This window comes from Bradyrhizobium sp. BR 1433 (genome assembly GCF_051547665.1).
In the GTDB taxonomy this organism is placed as follows: Bacteria; Pseudomonadota; Alphaproteobacteria; order Rhizobiales; family Xanthobacteraceae; genus Bradyrhizobium; species Bradyrhizobium australafricanum.
On record NZ_JBPUGG010000001.1, the window covers coordinates 5,363,642 to 5,380,794 of the forward strand.

At 65.9% G+C, this 17,153-nt stretch carries 15 protein-coding genes and 1 pseudogene; 11 read left to right on the forward strand and 5 right to left on the reverse strand.

What is annotated here, in order from left to right; translation table 11 throughout:
* Positions 1–44 precede the first annotated feature (44 nt).
* From ACSKB9_RS25845 to ACSKB9_RS25860, 4 genes and pseudogenes are all read left to right on the forward strand, one after another.
* Entirely contained in the window at positions 45–878 is an 834-nt protein-coding gene (locus tag ACSKB9_RS25845) for an ABC transporter permease (RefSeq protein WP_438080400.1), read from the forward strand.
* Positions 878–1,663 carry an ABC transporter ATP-binding protein gene (locus ACSKB9_RS25850; RefSeq protein ID WP_438076626.1) on the forward strand — a complete coding sequence of 262 codons (786 nt, stop codon included), beginning with the start codon at positions 878–880 and terminating at the stop codon, positions 1,661–1,663. Before ACSKB9_RS25845 ends, ACSKB9_RS25850 begins: the two co-directional genes overlap by 1 nt.
* Positions 1,664–1,719: 56 nt before the next feature.
* Positions 1,720–2,229, forward strand: coding sequence for an OsmC family protein (locus tag ACSKB9_RS25855; protein WP_438076628.1), 510 nt, complete (start codon positions 1,720–1,722; stop codon positions 2,227–2,229).
* A gap of 97 nt (positions 2,230–2,326) precedes the next feature.
* Positions 2,327–3,162: pseudogene (locus ACSKB9_RS25860) on the forward strand (hypothetical protein).
* A 148-nt stretch (positions 3,163–3,310) separates the two neighbouring features.
* Here the strand turns inward: ACSKB9_RS25860 and mutS are convergent.
* Positions 3,311–6,046, reverse strand: coding sequence for a DNA mismatch repair protein MutS (gene mutS / locus ACSKB9_RS25865; protein WP_438076630.1), 2,736 nt, complete (start codon positions 6,044–6,046; stop codon positions 3,311–3,313).
* A 212-nt stretch (positions 6,047–6,258) separates the two neighbouring features.
* On the opposite strand from mutS, the gene pcaF reads away from it, so the two are divergent.
* From pcaF to ACSKB9_RS25900, 7 genes are all read left to right on the forward strand, one after another.
* A complete protein-coding gene (pcaF, locus tag ACSKB9_RS25870) occupies positions 6,259–7,467 on the forward strand; it encodes a 3-oxoadipyl-CoA thiolase (protein WP_438076632.1) in 1,209 nt (402 codons plus the stop codon).
* A 105-nt stretch (positions 7,468–7,572) separates the two neighbouring features.
* Complete coding sequence (pcaH, locus tag ACSKB9_RS25875) at positions 7,573–8,274, forward strand: protocatechuate 3,4-dioxygenase subunit beta (protein ID WP_057015420.1); 702 nt, start codon at positions 7,573–7,575, stop codon at positions 8,272–8,274.
* Positions 8,275–8,877, forward strand: a complete 603-nt coding sequence (gene pcaG / locus ACSKB9_RS25880) for a protocatechuate 3,4-dioxygenase subunit alpha (protein WP_438076634.1) — start codon at positions 8,275–8,277, stop codon at positions 8,875–8,877.
* 143 nt (positions 8,878–9,020) lie between these two features.
* Complete coding sequence (locus ACSKB9_RS25885; protein WP_438076636.1) at positions 9,021–9,344, forward strand: ArsR/SmtB family transcription factor; 324 nt, start codon at positions 9,021–9,023, stop codon at positions 9,342–9,344.
* Positions 9,345–9,355: 11 nt separating this feature from the next.
* On the forward strand, positions 9,356–9,820 hold the full coding sequence (locus ACSKB9_RS25890) for an SRPBCC domain-containing protein (protein ID WP_438076638.1): 465 nt from the start codon (positions 9,356–9,358) through the stop codon (positions 9,818–9,820).
* A 21-nt stretch (positions 9,821–9,841) separates the two neighbouring features.
* Positions 9,842–10,696, forward strand: coding sequence for a shikimate dehydrogenase (locus ACSKB9_RS25895; protein WP_438076640.1), 855 nt, complete (start codon positions 9,842–9,844; stop codon positions 10,694–10,696).
* 16 nt (positions 10,697–10,712) lie between these two features.
* Positions 10,713–11,888: a Gfo/Idh/MocA family protein gene (locus ACSKB9_RS25900; RefSeq protein WP_438076642.1), complete on the forward strand. Its 1,176-nt coding sequence runs from the start codon at positions 10,713–10,715 to the stop codon at positions 11,886–11,888.
* Between the two features lie 188 nt (positions 11,889–12,076).
* Here the strand turns inward: ACSKB9_RS25900 and ACSKB9_RS25905 are convergent, their stop codons facing one another.
* From ACSKB9_RS25905 to ACSKB9_RS25920, 4 genes are all read right to left on the reverse strand, one after another.
* Positions 12,077–13,387 carry an ABC transporter substrate-binding protein gene (locus ACSKB9_RS25905; protein ID WP_438076644.1) on the reverse strand — a complete coding sequence of 437 codons (1,311 nt, stop codon included), beginning with the start codon at positions 13,385–13,387 and terminating at the stop codon, positions 12,077–12,079.
* A 285-nt stretch (positions 13,388–13,672) separates the two neighbouring features.
* Complete coding sequence (locus ACSKB9_RS25910; RefSeq protein WP_438076646.1) at positions 13,673–15,229, reverse strand: MDR family MFS transporter; 1,557 nt, start codon at positions 15,227–15,229, stop codon at positions 13,673–13,675.
* 149 nt (positions 15,230–15,378) lie between these two features.
* Positions 15,379–16,590: an HlyD family secretion protein gene (locus ACSKB9_RS25915; protein WP_438076648.1), complete on the reverse strand. Its 1,212-nt coding sequence runs from the start codon at positions 16,588–16,590 to the stop codon at positions 15,379–15,381.
* Positions 16,583–17,062, reverse strand: coding sequence for a MarR family winged helix-turn-helix transcriptional regulator (locus ACSKB9_RS25920; RefSeq protein WP_438076650.1), 480 nt, complete (start codon positions 17,060–17,062; stop codon positions 16,583–16,585). Before ACSKB9_RS25920 ends, ACSKB9_RS25915 begins: the two co-directional genes overlap by 8 nt.
* Between the last annotated feature and the right edge of the window lie 91 nt (positions 17,063–17,153).

The following is a 17,153-nucleotide window of genomic DNA, read 5'->3' on the forward strand; positions in this document are numbered from 1 at the left end:
CTCCGCCTTGCAATCCCGCCGGAAGAATAGTTCTTGCTATGGCCATGACCGTTGACCTGCCCGCGCTGGAACAGACGGCCCCGCCCGGTGCACCTGCGCGGTGGTCGCGCTATGCGCGGCCGGTGCTCGGGCTTGTGCTGCCGGTCGCGCTGGCGCTGGGCTGGGAACTCGTTGTTTCTCTCGGCTACTCCAACGGCCGCCTGGTGCCGCCGCCGTCGAAGGTGTTCGAGACCATCATTGAGCTCGCCAAGAGCGGCGAACTGTCGCGCCATATCCTCGCGACGCTGTGGCGGGTCGGCGCGGGCTTTGCGCTCGGCGTCGTCGCCGGCACCATCATGGGTGCGATCTCCGGCTACTGGGATTTCGCCAAGCGGCTGCTCGATCCGACGGTGCAGGCGTTGCGCGCGATCCCCTCGCTCGCCTGGGTCCCGTTGTTCGTGCTCTGGCTCGGCATTTTCGAGACCTCGAAGGTCGCGCTGATCGCGGTCGGCGTGTTCTTTCCGATCTATCTCGGCGTGATGGGTGCGATCCTGTCGGTCGATCGCAAGATCGTCGAGGTCGGGCGCGTGTTCCGCCTGTCTGGACCCGCCATGATCCGCCGTATCCTGTTGCCGGCCGTGCTGCCGGCCTATGTGGTGGCGCTGCGGGTCGGTCTTGGTTTGGGGTGGATGTTCGTGGTCGCGGCCGAACTGATCGGCGCCTCCGAAGGCCTCGGCTACCTTCTGCTCGACGGCCAGCAGCTCGGCAAGCCGGCGCAGATCCTCGCCGCGATCGCGATCTTCGCGATCCTCGGCAAGCTCACCGACTGGCTGATCGAGGTCGCCGCCGCGCCGCTGCTGCGCTGGCAGGACGCGTTCGGCGCGCGGGGAGGGCAGTGATGCTCGCGCTCAAAGCAGTCGGCAAGACCTATCCGAACGGCGTCCACGCGCTGGAGCGCTTCTCGGCCGAGATTGCGCCCGGCGAGATCATCGCGATCATCGGCGGCTCCGGTTGCGGCAAGTCGACGCTGCTGCGTGCCATCGCCGGCCTCGACCGCGCCAGCACGGGCAGCGTGACGCTCGACAATGCGGTGATATCATCGCCGCACGCCAAGATCGGGATCATCTTCCAGGAGCCGAGGCTGCTGCCCTGGCTCAGCGTCGCCGACAATATCGGCTTCGGCCTCGCCGACCTTCCGGCCGAAGCGAGGCGCGCGCGCGTCGCATCGGCGCTCGCCCGCGTCGGCCTTGCCGACAAGGCCGCGGCCTGGCCGCGCGAACTGTCCGGCGGCCAGGCGCAGCGGGTTGCGATCGCCCGCGCCTTGGTGCCGCAGCCCGAAGTGCTGCTGCTCGACGAGCCGTTCTCGGCACTCGATGCCTTCACGCGGCGCGATCTGCAGGATCATCTGCTCGATCTGTGGGCCGACACGCGGCCGACCCTGATCCTGGTCACCCACGACGTGGACGAGGCCGTGGTGCTCGCCGACCGCGTGCTGGTGATGCGGCCGCGGCCGGGCCGGCTGTTCGAGGAGATCACCATCAACTTGGCGCGGCCGCGCGACCGCAAATCGGAGCTGTTCGACACTTTCAAGCGCCGCGTGCTGACCGCGCTCGACCGCTCGCTCGACCGTTCGGTGCGGGACGTCACCGACAAATCCAGCGCCGGCGAGGCGATGTGGTGGTGACATCCGCTCCTTAAGGCCTTACATCGGCATAAAGAAGAATAGCCGGGAGCAGACCCATGGACTCCGCCGAACTCCGCGCAATGCAGGCTCCGATCAAGGAGCGCTACAAGACCGACCCCCAGGCCGCCGTGATCACGCTGAAGGCCAAGGGCTCGATCGACAATGAGAGCATCGCCTGCAAGGTCGAGACCGGCCGTGCGCTCGCGATCGCCGGCCTTCACCCCGCTACCGGCGGCTCCGGGCTCGAGCTTTGCTCCGGCGACATGCTGCTGGAAGCGCTGGTCGCCTGCGCCGGCGTCACGCTGAAATCGGTCGCCACCGCGATTGACGTGCCGATGAAGCCCGGCAATGTCTTCGCCGAGGGCGATCTCGATTTCCGCGGCACGCTCGGCGTCGACAAGGAGACCCCGGTCGGCTTCCGCGAGATCCGCCTCCGCTTCGAGATCGGCACCGATGCGCCGCAGGACAAGCTCGATCTCTTGCTGAAACTCACCGAGCGCTATTGCGTGGTCTATCAGACCATCAAGAACGGCCCGAAGGTTTCGGTGACGATGCAGCGGGTCTAGCGCGTCGCCCCGGCGAAAGCCGGGGCCCATACGCCGTGTCCCATCGGTTCAAGCCGCGCTGTCCGACGGCTTTCGTTCCACACGAACAGTCGTGGTTATGGATCCCGGCCTTCGCCGGGGCGACGGAACGAATGTCCCCGAACTCCACTTCGTCCTGATCCTTGTGCTGCGCATGGCGGTTGCGGCCGCATTCGTGGTCAGCGCGTCCATCATCACGGAGCGGTCGGGACCGGTGATCGGCGCGCTGATCGCAACCCTGCCGATCTCGGCCGGGCTGTCTTACACCTTCCTCGCGCTCGACCATGACGCCGCCTTCATCGCCGAGGGCGCGCTGGCGAGCCTGCCGGTCAACGCCGCCACGATCTATATGGGCCTGACCTACGCCGTGCTGGCGCAGCGCTTCAGCATGTGGATCAGCGCGGGCAGCGCGATCGCGGTGTGGCTGGTGCTCGCCACCATCATCCGCCAGTTCGAGTGGTCGCTCGCCGCCGGGCTGATCGTCAACGCCATCACCTTTGCGATCTGCATCCCGCTTCTCCGGCCCTATCGGCACGTCGCGAAAATGCCGCTGATCGCGCGGCGCTGGTACGACATTCCGCTGCGCGCCGCGCTGGTCGCAAGCCTGGTCGGCACCGTGGTCACGGCGTCCGGCTGGGTCGGCCCGCGCGTGACCGGCGTGATGGCGCTGTTTCCGATCGTGTTCTCCTCGATGATGCTGATCCTGCATCCGCGCATCGGCGGCCCCGCCACCGCCGCCGTGCTCGCCAACAGCGCCTGGGCCTGATGGGCTTTGGCCTCGGGGTTGCGGTGCTGCACGTCGCGGTGCTGCAATTCGGCTCGCCAATCGGCCTCTGCTGCGCGCTCGCCACCTGCATCGTCTGGAATCTGGCGCTGTGGCAGATCGGACGGCGGAAGAGTGGGAAGGCGTCTTGACCTCTCCTTGAAAAGGGGAGGTCGCTTTGCTCGGCAGAGCAAAGCGGGTGGGGATCTGCTCTCTCCGCAAACAGCGTTGCCTGCGGCTGCCCCCATCCCGACCTTCCCCCTTTCAGGGGGAAGGAGAAGGATGATCCGGGCTACGCAGCTACCCCTTCGGCAGCTTTGCCCTCAACGCATACAGTGCATCCAGCGCCTCGCGCGGCGACATTTCGTCGGGATGCAGCGCCTTCACCGCCTCGACCAGCAGATCCGCCTCGCTCGGCGGCTTGTCCTCGCTGGCGGCGCGGGAGGGGACGGCGAACAGCGGCAGATCGTCGACCAAGGCGCGCGCGGTCTGGCCGCGGTCCTGGGCTTCGAGTTTTGCGAGCACCGATTTGGCGCGCGTGATCACGGCCGGCGGCAGGCCGGCGAGTTTTGCGACCTGGATGCCGTAGGAGCGGTCGGCCGAGCCCGGCAGCACCTCGTGCAGGAACACGACGTCGCCCTGCCACTCCTTGACCCGCACCGTGGCGTTGAACATCCGCGGCAGTTTCGCCGAGAGCGCGGTCAGTTCATGATAGTGGGTGGCAAAGAGCGTGCGGCAGCGATTGCTCTCATGCAGATGCTCGATCGCGGCCCAGGCGATCGACAACCCGTCGAACGTTGCCGTGCCGCGGCCGATCTCGTCGAGGATCACCAGCGACCGCTCGCTCGCCTGGTTCAGGATCACCGCGGTCTCGACCATCTCGACCATGAAGGTCGAGCGTCCCCGCGCCAGATCGTCGGCGGCGCCGACGCGCGAGAACAGCCGGTCGACGATGCCGAGCCGCGCCCGCGACGCCGGCACGTAAGAGCCGATCTGTGCCAAGAGCGCGATCAGCGCGTTCTGGCGCAGGAAGGTCGACTTACCGGCCATGTTCGGACCGGTGATCAGCCAGAGCTGGCCGGATTTCTGGCCCGGCGCCGGCGACAGGTCGCAGGCATTGGCGATGAACGGCTGGCCATCGCGTTTCAGCGCCTGCTCGACCACCGGATGCCGGCCGCCCTCGATCGCAAAACCGAGCGAGCCGTCGACATCAGGCCGCACGTAATTGTCGTCGATCGCAAGCTTGGCCAATGACGTCGCGACGTCGAGCATCGCAAAGGCATGCGCGGCATTGCGCAGATCATCGCTCGCCGCGAGCGCCATCGCGCTCAGGCGTTCAAAGATCTCGAGCTCGAGATTGAGCGCGCGCTCGCCGGCATTGGCGATCTTGGCTTCGGTCTCGCCGAGCTCTGCGGTGGTGAAGCGGACCTGCCCGGCCAGCGTCTGGCGATGGATGAAGGTTGCATTCAGCGGCGGCGCGAACAGCTTGTCGCCGTGCTGCGCGGTGACCTCGACGAAATAGCCGAGCACGTTGTTGTGCCGGATCTTCAGCGTCTTGATGCCGGTATCCTCGGCATAACGCGCCTGCATCGCGGCGACGACGAGGCGCGAGGCGTCGCGCAAATTGCGGCTTTCGTCGAGCGCGGCCTCATAACCCTCGCGGACGAAACCGCCGTCGCGCTTGATCAGCGGAAGCTGCTCGGAGAGTGCGCGGGAGAATTCCTGCGCCAGATCGCGCGAGGGGCGCTGTAGCGCCGCCATCACGGTCGAAACCTCGGCCGGCGGATCGGAAAGCTGCGCCAGCAGCTCCAGCGCCTGGTCGGCGGCGAGGATGCCGTCGCGCAGGCTGGCGAGGTCGCGCGGGCCGCCGCGGCCGACCGAGAGCCGCGCCAATGCGCGCGACATGTCGGGCGCCGCGCGCAGCACGGTCCTGATGTCCTCGCGCGCCGCGGAATCCGCGACGAAGGCCGAGACGGCATCGAGCCGCCGCGCGATCACGGCGACGTCGGTGAGCGGCGCGGCAAGGCGCTGCGCCAGGAGGCGCGAGCCCGCCGCGGTGACGGTGCAGTCGATCGCATCGAGCAGCGAGCCGCGGCGCTCGCCGGCGAGCGTGCGCGTCAGTTCGAGATTGGCGCGGGTCGCCGGATCGATCGCCATCGTGGTGCCGGCGGCCTCGCGCGCCGGCGGCGACAGCGGCGGACGCTTGCCGACCTGGGTGCGGTCGATATAGGTGACGGCCGCGGCCGCGGCGGTCGCCTCCAGCCGCGACATCGCCGACAGGCCGTCCATGGTCGCGACCGCGAAATAGTCGCACAGTCGCCGCTCGGCGGTGGCGCTGTCGAACACGTCGCGGGTCAGCGGCGTCACCGATGGCAGTTCGCGCAAGGTCGGCGCCAGCTCGCTGTCGCTGTAGAGCGCATCGGTGACGATGGCCTCGTTCGGATTGATGCGCGCCAGCGTCGCCGCGAGCTCCGCGGTCGCACACTCCGTCACCATGAATTCGGAGGTCGAAATGTCGATCCAGGCAAGGCCAAGACGATCCGCACCGGCCGAGCCGCGGGCGCGCGCGATCGCGATCGCGATCAAGTAATTGTTGGTGCGGGCGTCGAGCAGGGTGTCTTCGGTCAGCGTGCCCGGCGTCACCAGCCGCACCACGCCGCGGCGGACCACGCTTTTGTTGCCTCGGGCTTTGGCCTCCGCGGGATTTTCCGTCTGCTCGCACACCGCGACACGATGGCCGGCGCCGATCAGGCGATGCAGGTAATCCTCGGAGCGTTCGACCGGAACGCCGCACATCGGGATGTCCATGCCCTGATGCTTGCCGCGCTTGGTCAGCACGATGCCGAGCGTCCGGGAGGCGATCTCCGCATCCTCGAAGAACAGCTCGTAGAAGTCGCCCATCCGGTAGAACAGCAGCAGGCCGGGATGGGCGGCCTTGATTTCCAGATACTGTTCCATCATCGGCGTGACGCGCGACGGCGCCTCGGCGGCAGGAGCGGGCTCGGGCGGAACGGGGATGGGCTGCTGGACTGTCATGAGGGGGCGGAAACTACAAAATTTCGTCGCGCGGTCCTATCCGCGAGGTCGGGGTTTTCCACCCTGTCCACGGTGCCAATTATGTCAGCCCTCACGGCAATGCGTGCGAGGCGCGCAGCCGCATCAATTGACCTGCCGCGGGCACGCTCCTAAAACCGATCTCAAGTTCCAGCCGATCCAGCGCTAAGTCGCGGCATTCAGGGAGAGATTCAATGCGTGATGTGTTCATTTGCGATGCCGTCCGGACCCCGATCGGCCGTTTCGGCGGCTCGCTCGCCAAGGTGCGCGCCGACGATCTCGCCGCCGCCCCAATCAAGGCGCTGATGGCCAAGCACCCGACGCTCAATTGGAACGAGGTCGACGAGGTCTATTTCGGCTGCGCCAACCAGGCCGGCGAAGACAACCGCAACGTCGCGCGCATGGCGCTGTTGCTCGCCGGCATGCCGGAGTCGGTTCCCGGCCAGACCCTGAACCGGCTCTGCGCTTCCGGCCTCGACGCGGTCGGCGCCGCGGGCCGCGCCATCCGCGCCGGAGAGATCGATTTCGCGATCGCGGGCGGCGTCGAATCGATGACGCGCGCGCCGTTCGTGATGGGCAAGGCCGCGGAAGCCTTCTCGCGTTCGTCCGAGATCTACGACACCACGATCGGCTGGCGCTTCATCAATCCGCTGATGAAGGCGCAATACGGCGTCGATGCGATGCCGGAGACCGGCGAGAACGTCGCTGAGGAATTCCAGGTGTCGCGCGCCGATCAGGATGCGATGGCGATCCGCTCGCAGCAGCGTGCGGGCGCGGCGATTGCGTCGGGCTATTTCGCCGAGGAGATCGTTCCGATCCAGGTGCCCGGCGGCAAGGCCGGCCCGATCACCGTCGACAAGGATGAGCATCCGCGTCCGGAGACCACGCTCGAAGGTCTCGCCAAGCTGAAGCCGATCGTGCGCAATCCGGGCACGGTGACCGCGGGCAACGCATCCGGCGTCAATGACGGCGCCGCCGCGATGATCCTCGCTTCCGAAGCCGCGGTGAAGAAGCACGGCCTAACGCCGCGCGCAAAAATCCTCGGCCTTGCATCGGCCGCGGTGCCGCCGCGCATCATGGGCATCGGCCCGGTGCCGGCTACCAGGAAGCTGGTCGAGCGTCTCGGCATCAAGGTGTCGGACTTCGACCTGATCGAGCTCAACGAGGCCTTCGCCTCGCAGGGCATCGCCTGCCTGCGCCAGCTCGGCGTCAAGGAAGACGCCGATTTCGTCAATCCGCATGGCGGCGCGATCGCGCTCGGCCACCCGCTCGGCATGAGCGGCGCGCGGCTGGTCTTGACCGCCGTGCACGGCATGGAGAAGCGGGGCGGGAAGCTTGCCTTGGCAACTATGTGCGTCGGGGTCGGCCAAGGCGTCGCGGTCGCGATTGAAAAGCTGAATTAAACCAAGGTCTTGGAAGGGCTGAAAACAGCCCTTCCCCAATTTGGTTATGCATTATAATGATCTGACGTGAGCTCACCGGGCGCGTGGGCCGCGGAGGAATTCGCCATGACCTTGTTGTACCCGCTGCAATCGCTTGCGGCCCATCCGGCGCGGCTGTCGCCGGACTATCGCTCCACCGTGAAGCGTTCGCCGCAGAAGCCGCTGATCCCGATGCGGCACACGCTCTCGGAGCTGACCGGGCCGGTCTATGGTCATGAGACCGTGCGCGCGCACGACAACGACCTCACCATCCAGGCCAAGGGCGAGCCGCTCGGCGAGCGCATCATCGTGCATGGCTATGTGCTCGACGAGGACGGCCGCGGCGTGCCCAACACGCTGGTCGAGCTGTGGCAAGCCAATGCCTGCGGCCGCTACATCCATGTCGTCGACCAGCATCCGGCGCCGCTCGATCCCAACTTCACCGGCGCAGGCCGCACGCAATCCGATGCCAAGGGCTATTACAAGTTCATCACCATCAAGCCCGGCGCCTATCCCTGGGGCAATCACCACAACGCGTGGCGGCCCGCGCACATCCACTTTTCGGTGTTCGGCCATTCCTTCGTCTCGCGGCTCGTGACCCAGATGTACTTCCCGGGCGATCCGCTGTTCCCGTTCGATCCGATCTTCAACTCGGTGACGGACGAGAAGGCGCGGGCGCGGATGATCTCGTCCTTCGATCTCGAGAACACCAAGCCGGAATGGGCGCTGTGCTACCGCTTCGATATCGTGCTGCGCGGGCAGAGTGCCACGCCGATGGAGACCAGGTAAGTGTCGAACCCGCGTCCTGATGGAATCACGCCTTCGCAGACCGTCGGCCCCTATTTCAAGTACGGCCTGACGCCGAACGGCGAATACGAATGGAACGACGCCTTCACCAGCAACCTGCTGACGCCTGACGTCTCGGGTGAGCGCATCCGCGTCGAGGGCAAGGTCTATGACGGCGACGGCGCCGTGATCCCGGACTGCATGCTGGAGATCTGGCAGGCCGATGCACAAGGGCGCTTCTCCGATCCGCAGGATGCGCGCGCGCTGCCCAATTCGAGCTTCAAGGGCTTTGGCCGCTGCGGCACCGACAAGAGTGGTGGCTACTCGTTTGACACCATCAAGCCGGGCTTGGTGCCGGATGCCGACGGCAAGCCGCAGGCGCCGCACATCGGGCTCGCGGTGTTCGCGCGCGGCATGCTGCTGCACCTCTACACCCGGATCTATTTCGACGACGAGGCCGGCAACGCCGCTGATTCCACGCTGGCGCTGGTGCCGGCCGAGCGCCGCGCGACCTTGATCGCCAGGCGCAAGGCCGGCGCGGGCAACGCCTACACCTTCGACATCCATCTGCAGGGCGACAACGAGACCGTGTTCTTCGACGTCTAGCTGCGTGCCGCCAGCGGCGCGCAATTCCAGCATTGAAGGGGACCGAAATCCGCTGCGCGCGTTCGCCGCAGCGGATTTTGCTTGATCATGCGAACGAATAAGTTATATAACGAATAAGTTATATAACTGATTTGAGATCAAGCATGGCCAACCTCGATGCCGCCTTTTCCGCGCTCGCCGACCCAACCCGCCGGGCGATCCTGGCGCGCCTCGCGCTGGGCGAGGCGACGGTCATGGAGCTGGTCGAGCCGTTCGACATGACCCAGCCCGCGATCTCCCGCCATCTCAAGGTGCTCGAGGGCGCCGGCCTGATCGTGCGGCGGATCGAGCGCACCAAGCGGCCGTGCCGGCTGGCGCCGACGGCGGTGGCCGAGATCGATCAATGGCTCGGCATGCTGCGCCGTGCGCTGGAAACCAATTACGACCGGCTGGACGGCGTGCTGGCCGCAATGAAGCCTGAGCAGTGAAGGGTATCCCCATGAGCAAGTTGACGCTGAAGACCGAAGGCGACCGCCACGTCGTTGTCACCAGGCGCTTCGTCGCGCCGCCCAAGGCGGTGTATCGCGCGCATACCGAGCCGGAGCTGCTGCAAAAATGGCTGCTCGGCCCGGACGGCTGGACCATGCCGGTCTGCATCAGCGAGGCGAAGCCCGGCGGCAGGATCCGCTACGAATGGACCGACGGCAAGGGCGGCGGCTTCCATTTGACCGGCGAATATGTCGCGCTCGAACCGTTCAGCCGCATTGTGCATGTCGAGCGCATGCATCTGCCGGATCCGACGCCGGACAATCATGTCGAGACGCGCTTTACGCCCGACGGCGACGGCACCTTGATGACGATGCGGATGACGCTGCCGGACGCGGAGACGCGCGCGGCGATGCTCGCGACCGGCATGGAGCACGGCATGGAAGACAGCTATGCTCGGCTCGACCGCATGAGCTGAACGTGACTGACGTGAGGGACAATGCGCGACCGTTTCCTGACGGGGCTGATTGGCTATCCGATCGCGCATTCGGCGGCGCCTGCGATGCACGAAGCGGCCGCAGCTGCGCTCGGCGTTCGCTGTCACTACCAGCTCATCGAGGTCAACGGCGCCGGCCGCGACGAGCTGCGCGCGATGCTCGACGGCATCCGGCGGCTCGGCTTTGCCGGCGTCAACGTCACCTTTCCCTACAAGGAGGCGGTGGTCGAGCTGCTCGACGACCTCGCACCCGATGCGCGCGCGATCGGCGCGGTCAACACCATCGTCGTCGATCGCACGCGGCTGGTCGGACACAACACCGACGCGACCGGCTTTGCGCGCGCAATCGCGCCGCTGCTTGCGTCAGCGCCGCGCGGCCCGATCGCGCTGATCGGTGCCGGCGGCGTCGGCAAGGCGATCGCCTTCGCGCTCGCCATCCTCGGCGTTGGTGAGCTCCGCATCTTCGATGCCGATGCCGCGAAGGTCGCGCGGCTGGCCGGTCAGTTGGCCAGCCGTCATGCGGTTCGTGGTGTCGCCAGCGTCGAGGGCGCGGTCGATGGCGCGACCGGCGTCGTCAACGCAACGCCGGTCGGCATGCTGCCGAGCCGCGACAGTCCCGTGCCGGACAGCTTGTTGCGTCCGTCGATGTGGGTCGCCGATGCGGTCTACACGCCGCTATGGACGCCGTTGCTGTTGGCGGCCAAGGCCAAGGGCGCCAAAGTCCTGACCGGGCGCGATCTCGCGATCTACGCAGCAGCGGACGCGTTCGAGTTGTTCACGACAATGATGCCTTCGACGGATGTCATGGCAAATGCGTTCGACGCAGTGATGGCCGCACGCTACTCTCCGCCCGCCTGAAGGGCGGAGACACGAAATGACAAAAATCAGGATCGGGCTGGCTGGCTGCGGCTTCGTGTCGGAGCTGCATATGGTTGCCTACCGGCGCGTCTATGGCGTCGACGTCGACGTCGAGGTGCGGGCGGTCGCGGCGCGCGGCGATCATGTCAATGCGTTCGCACGCAAGCACGCAATCCCGAATGCCTATCGCAGCTTCGCCGAGCTGATCGCCGACCGCGAGCTTGACGTCATCGACATCTGCACCCCGCCGAACCTTCACGCCGCGATGATCGTCGAGGCGATGCAGGCCGGCAAGCACGTGATCTGCGAGAAGCCGTTCAGCGGTTATTTCGGCCGCGACGGCGACAAGGCGCCGATCGGCCGGCATGTGCCGAAAGCGCTGATGTACCAGCGGGTGATGGAGGAGATGGAGGTGACCCGCGCCGCGATCGAGCGAAGCGGAAAACTCTTCATGTATGCCGAGGACTGGATCTACGCGCCGGCGGTGACCAAGACCGCGGAGATCATCCGCGCGACAGGCGACAAGATCCTGTTCATGAAGGGCGAGGAGAGCCATTCCGGCTCGCATGCGGCGCATGCCGCCGAGTGGGCGATGACCGGCGGCGGCTCGCTGATCCGGATGGGCTGTCATCCCCTGTCGGCGGTGCTCTATCTCAAGCAGGTCGAAGCCCGCGCGCGCGGCGAGACCATCACGGTCGCCAGCGTCACCTGCGACGTCGGCAATGTCACCGCCGGCCTTAAATCCGAGGAGCGCGCCTACATCAAGGCCAATCCGGTCGATGTCGAGGATTGGGGCACGCTGACCGCAACCTTCTCCGACGGCACCAAGGCGACGGTGTTTTCGGGCGACATGATCATGGGCGGCGTACGCAACCTGATCGAGACCTATACGAGCGGCGGCTCACTGTTTGCCAACATCACCCCGAACACGCATCTGACCAGCTACCAGACTAGCGAGGAGAAGCTCGCGTCGGTCTACATCACCGAAAAGGTCGATCGCAAAACCGGCTGGCAATATGTCTGCCTCGAGGAGGAATGGACCCGCGGCTACCTGCAGGAGATCCAGGATTTCATGGAGTGTGTGGCGACCGGGCGGCAGCCGCTCGCGGACCTCGCGCTGGCGTATGAGACGACCAGGGTAAACTACGCCGGCTACTGGGCGGCGGATGAGGGCAGGCGGGTGGTGCTGTAGGGTGGCGGGAACGACGAGATTACGCGCGTATACTCACGCCAGACCCGTCATCCTGAGGAGCGCGTAGCGCGTCTCGAAGGATGCACGGCCCGGCCGGTGGCCGTCGATCCTTCGAGACGCCCGCAAGTGCGGGCTCCTCAGGATGATGGGGATAATTCTCCGGCGAGCCGCACAGCAAACGATCGTCCCTACGCCGCGTACACCGAGCCCTTCGGCAGCGGGAACACCGGATCCTGCGTGCGGATATTGGTCGGCCACACCACGGTGATGCGCTCGCCGGCATTCTGCATCACGACCGGCGTCGAGCGCTCGTTCTGGCCGGACAGCGGCGTGCCCGGCGGATAGAACTTCACGCCATAGCCCTGGATGGTGCCGCCTGCAGGGATGTCGACGTCGAGCGCCGCCTTGCGGATCGCCTCGGGATCGAAGCCGCCATACTTCTCCTTGGCGACCGGCAGCACATTGTTGAGCAGGATCCAGGTCTGGTTGAAGCCCATCGAGCAGTGCGGCGGCACTTCGGTCGCATTGGTCTTCTCGCGGTAGCGCGCGACCATGGTCTTGGTGAGGTCGCCGATTCCCGGCGCGAGCTTGGCGGGATCGAGCAGCTGTGCCGGCACCGGATCGATGTTGCAGAAATTGTCGATGTCGGCGCCGAAGGTCGCGCGCAGCTTGTCGAGCTGGCTGTAGCCGGCGCCGGCGCCGAACAGCATCTTGAACTTCAGCCCGCTCTCGCGTGCCTGGCGCAGGAACAGCGTGATGTCGGGATTGTAGCCGGCATGCGAGATCACGTCGGCCTTGGCGCGCTTCAGCTTGGTGACCAGCACCGAGAGATCGGGCGCGGAGGCGGAATAGCCCTCCTTGAGCGCGACCTGCAGCCCGACCTCCTTGGCGAAGGCCTCGTCGGCGGCGGCGACGCCGACGCCATAGGGCCCGTCTTCATGGATCAGCGCCACCTTGACGTCCTTCGGCTCCATGCCGAGCTTGGCCTTGGCGTGCTCGTTGATGAAGCTCGCGAAGGCCTGGCCGTACTGGTCGGAATGGATCTGCGCGCGGAACACGTATTGCAGGTTCTTGTCCTTGAACACGGCGGTCGAGACCGCGGTCGTGATCCACAGGATCCGCTTCTGCTGCTCGACCTTGGCGGCGAGCGGCACCGCGTGCGAGCTCGCGAACACGCCGTTGAGGATGTCGACCTTCTCCTGGTCGATCAGGCGATTGGCCTCGTTGATCGCGACATCAGGCTTGCTCTGGGAATCGACGTTGACCGGCGCGATCTTGTACTTGCTGCCGATGCCGCCCTTCTCGTTGACGAGGTCGATCGCGATCTGGGTGCCGATCGAGGAGGCGACCGAGCCGCCGGCGGCGAACGGGCCGGTCAGGTCGTAGATCACACCGATCCGGACCGTTTCGGCCTGCGCCTGCGCCCGTGTCCAATCGAAGCTGAAAGCAGCGGCGGCAGCCGCTGAAGTCTTCAGCAGCGTCCTGCGTGAAGTCGGCATCGCGTCCTCCCCTGAAACCGTCAGTTGTGTGACGGCTCTTGCTTGTTTTCGCGGAGTATTGGGAGGCGAGGTCGGAAAGTCAACGCGGCTTGCGGCTGCGGCGTCTTGCGCTTTCGGAGGGGGCGGCCTCACTCTTTCACCGTCACCCTGAGGAGCGCGTAGCGCGTCTCGAAGGGTCGACGGCCATCAACGGGGCCGTGCATCCTTCGAGGCTCGCAAGTGCTCGCGCCTCAGGATGACGGTGTGACCGATCGCCCCGACGCTCGGAGAACGTAGGGCGTAAACCTACTCCATCACCGCGGCCTGGTCCGACGGCGCCGACTGCGAGCGCAGCGTGGCCTTGGTCGAGCCGATCATCAGCGCGAGCGGGATCGAGACCAGGATGAACAGCATCACCAGCTGATAGTCGTGCGAGAACGCGATGATCTGCGACTGCGCTGCCACCATCTTGTCGGCCATCGCGCGGCCGGCGTCGGTGTTGAGGTTGATCATGCCTGACACGTCGGGCATCTGCAGCGCGTGGTTGAACGGATTGATCTGCTCCGACAGCTTTGCGTAGATCCGCCGCCCGCCTTCCGTCAGCTGCGCGATCACGATCGAGATGCCGACCGAGCTTGCGACGTTGCGCAGCAGCGTCAGCATCGAGGTGCCGTCGGTGCGCAGATGGTTGGGCAGCGACATGAACGCCACCGTCGACAGCGGCACGAACACGAGGCCGAAGCCGAAGCCCTGGACCACGCTGACGACGATGATCTCGTTGGCCTGGGTCATGTCGGTCCAGCCGGTCATCTGGAACAGCGAGGCCGCGGTCAGCGCCAGGCCGGAGATGATCAGCGTGCGCGCCTCGATGTAGCGCATCATGCGGCCGACCAGCATCATCGCGACGAAGGTGCCGGCGCCGCGGGTCGCCAACAACAGGCCCGCGGTGATGATCGGGTAGCCGACCACGTTCTGCAGATAGGGCGAGGACAGCGCCATGGTCGAATACAGCACGAGGCCCATCACAGTCATAAACACGCAGCCGCCGAGGAAGTTTTTGTCCTTGAACAGCGCGAACTGGATGAACGGCCGGCTGGTCATCAGCGAATGGGCGAAGAAATAGTAGAAGCCGATCCCGGCGACGATGAATTCGATCATGATCTCGTTGGATTCCAGCCAGCCAAGCTGCTCGCCGCGGTCGAGCGCGAGCTGCAGCGAACCGATCGCAACCGCGAGCGCGCCGAACCCGAACCAGTCAAAGCGCAGATTGAGGTCCTGCTTGGTCTCGTCCATGAAGACGGCAAGGCCGAGCACGGTGATGGCGCCGAACGGCAGGTTGACGAAGAACACCCAGTGCCAGGAATAAGTCTCGGTCAGCCAGGCGCCGAGCGAGGGGCCCATGATCGGGCCCATCATCACGCCCATGCCCCAGATCGACATCGCTTTCGCGCGCTCATGCAGCGCGTAGGAGTCGAGCATCACGGCCTGCGACAGCGGCACCAGCGCTGCGCCGAACACGCCCTGCAGCAGGCGGAACAGCACCATCTGGTCGATGTCCTGCGCCAGGCCGCAGAACACCGAGGCGACGGTGAAGCCGGCCGAGCAGATGATGAAGATGCGCTTGCGGCCATAGCGGTTGGCGATCCAGCCCACCGGCGCGGTCATGATCGCGGCCGCGACGATGTAGGAGGTCAGCACCCAGTTGATCTGGTCCTGCGAGGCCGACAGCGAGCCCTGCATATAGGGCAGCGCGACGTTGGCGATCGTGGTGTCGAGCGCCTGCATGATCGTCGCGGTCATCGCGCAGATCGTCACCATGTTCCGGCGCATGCCGGGCACGGCTGATGGTGACGGTGCATTCATTCAGGTCGGTCCTGTTCGAGCGTTGAAGTCACCTCTCCCGCTCGTGGGGAGGTCGGCGCGTAGCGCCGGGTGGGGCTCTCCCGACAACATGACTCGTGGAGAGAGCCCCCACCCCGACCCTCCCCGCAAGCGGGAGAGGGGGCGCACTGTTATCGCGGCCGCCAGTTCGGCCTCATCTCATTTATTCCTGACTCGTGGTCCGGGTGCGCCGAGGCCGGCGCCAGCCCGAGCAGGCCGGCCAGCGTGCGGCGGTGATTGGTGTCGATCGTCGCGTAGACGCTCATGCCGGCTTTCAGCTTCTTCACGAACGGATCGTTCTCGTCGAAATAGATCCGCACCGGCACGCGCTGCACCACCTTGACGAAGTTGCCGGTCGCGTTCTGCGGCGGCAGGATCGCGAACTGCGCGCCGGTGCCGGGCGACAGCGAGCCGACCTTGCCCTTGAACCGATGGTTCGGGAACGCGTCGACGTCGAGCTCAACCGGCTGGCCGACCGCGACATAGGTGAAGTCGCTTTCCTTCGGATTGGCGTCGACCCAGGGATGGTCGACATCGATGATCGAGAACACCGGCGAGCCGGCGGCGACGAAGCGGCCGAGCTGGATCTGGTCGACCTGGGTCGCGACGCCGTCCATCGGCGCGCGCAGCACGGTGTGGTGGAGATTGCGCTGGGCGTCGTCGAGCTTGGCCTTGGCCTGGGCGTAGGGCGGGAACTGCTCGATCGGCAGGTCGACGTCGCCGAGCAGCTGCGTCTTGTCCTTGGAGATCTGCTGCCTGATGTATTGCGCCAGGCTCTCGGCCGTCACTTGCGCATTCGCCGCGTTGTCGAGGTCGAGCTGCGAGCCGAAATTCTGCTTGGCCAGCGTCGACTTGCGTTCGACGTCGCGCTTCTTCAATTCGATGCTCTGCTGGGCGAATTCCAGCATCCTGCCGTTGATCTTGATGTTGTCGACCAGGTTGTCATAGGTGGTCCTGGTCTGGTCGAGCGCGGCCTTGGCCTGCGCCACCGCGAGGCGGAACGGCACCGGATCGATCTCGAACAGTTCGTCGCCCTTCTTGACGTGCTGGCCTTCCTTCACGACGATCTTGTCGATCTTGCCGGAGATTTCCGGCGTGATCAGCACCTTCTGCGCACCGACATAGGCGTCGTCGGTGCCGACATAGCGGCCGCCATTGAGATAGAACACGATGCCGCCGATCGCAGCGAGCGTCGGCAGCACGACCAGCAGCAGCACCCGGCGATAGCGCCGCAGGCCCGCCATCAGGCGACGGCGCGGCGCGCGGCTGGCCTTGCCCGACGGCGCAGGCTCGCCCGGATTGCTCTTCTGCTCGGGGGCCAGTTTGAGGACGGGTTCAGCCATAGCGCTGTTCCTTTCGGGAGGGCTCGCTGGCTGGGGTCTGGACGGCATTGCGGACGTTTTCCTTGATCAATTCCAATTGGGTGAGCAGGCGATACGCGTCAGCGGGGCTGATGCCTTCGAGCGCGGTCGCGGTGAGTTCGGAGCGGAGGCCGGCGAGCTTGCCGAGCAGCGGGCGCGCGGCCTTCTTCAGATAGAGGCGGTTGACGCGGCGGTCGTTCTCGTCGCTGCGGCGCTCGATCCAGCCATTGTCGCAGAGCTTGTCGATCAGCCGCGTCAGCGTGATCGGCTGCACCTCGAGCAGCTCGGCGAGCTCGGTCTGTTTCAACCCTTCCTGGCGTTCTACCTTGGACAGCACGGCCCATTGCGCGCGGGTGATGCCGTAGCGTGCGGCCTCCTTGTCGGCATAGACGCGGATCAGCCGGAACACTTCGCCCAGCGTAAACAAGAAATCGGTGTCCACCGAACCGCGCATCGATCCTGCCTCCATAAGCTTGGGATATAATAAGCTTGCTTATGATTTCTGCATGCCGGGTTAACGCGAGGCTGCCCCGCATTGCGGGCAT

Excerpts from the sequence above, each read along its gene's own strand:
- pcaF (WP_438076632.1), top strand. The coding sequence starts at position 6,259 with ATGCGTGATGTGTTCATTTGCGATGCCGTCCGGACCCCGATCGGCCGT.
- ACSKB9_RS25890 (WP_438076638.1), top strand. The coding sequence starts at position 9,356 with ATGAGCAAGTTGACGCTGAAGACCGAAGGCGACCGCCACGTCGTTGTC.
- mutS (WP_438076630.1), bottom strand. The coding sequence starts at position 6,046 with ATGACAGTCCAGCAGCCCATCCCCGTTCCGCCCGAGCCCGCTCCTGCC.
- ACSKB9_RS25905 (WP_438076644.1), bottom strand. The coding sequence starts at position 13,387 with ATGCCGACTTCACGCAGGACGCTGCTGAAGACTTCAGCGGCTGCCGCC.
- ACSKB9_RS25845 (WP_438080400.1), top strand. The coding sequence starts at position 45 with ATGACCGTTGACCTGCCCGCGCTGGAACAGACGGCCCCGCCCGGTGCA.
- pcaH (WP_057015420.1), top strand. The coding sequence starts at position 7,573 with ATGACCTTGTTGTACCCGCTGCAATCGCTTGCGGCCCATCCGGCGCGG.
- ACSKB9_RS25855 (WP_438076628.1), top strand. The coding sequence starts at position 1,720 with ATGGACTCCGCCGAACTCCGCGCAATGCAGGCTCCGATCAAGGAGCGC.
- ACSKB9_RS25885 (WP_438076636.1), top strand. The coding sequence starts at position 9,021 with ATGGCCAACCTCGATGCCGCCTTTTCCGCGCTCGCCGACCCAACCCGC.
- ACSKB9_RS25910 (WP_438076646.1), bottom strand. The coding sequence starts at position 15,229 with ATGAATGCACCGTCACCATCAGCCGTGCCCGGCATGCGCCGGAACATG.
- ACSKB9_RS25920 (WP_438076650.1), bottom strand. The coding sequence starts at position 17,062 with ATGCGCGGTTCGGTGGACACCGATTTCTTGTTTACGCTGGGCGAAGTG.
- ACSKB9_RS25895 (WP_438076640.1), top strand. The coding sequence starts at position 9,842 with ATGCGCGACCGTTTCCTGACGGGGCTGATTGGCTATCCGATCGCGCAT.
- ACSKB9_RS25850 (WP_438076626.1), top strand. The coding sequence starts at position 878 with ATGCTCGCGCTCAAAGCAGTCGGCAAGACCTATCCGAACGGCGTCCAC.
- ACSKB9_RS25915 (WP_438076648.1), bottom strand. The coding sequence starts at position 16,590 with ATGGCTGAACCCGTCCTCAAACTGGCCCCCGAGCAGAAGAGCAATCCG.
- ACSKB9_RS25900 (WP_438076642.1), top strand. The coding sequence starts at position 10,713 with ATGACAAAAATCAGGATCGGGCTGGCTGGCTGCGGCTTCGTGTCGGAG.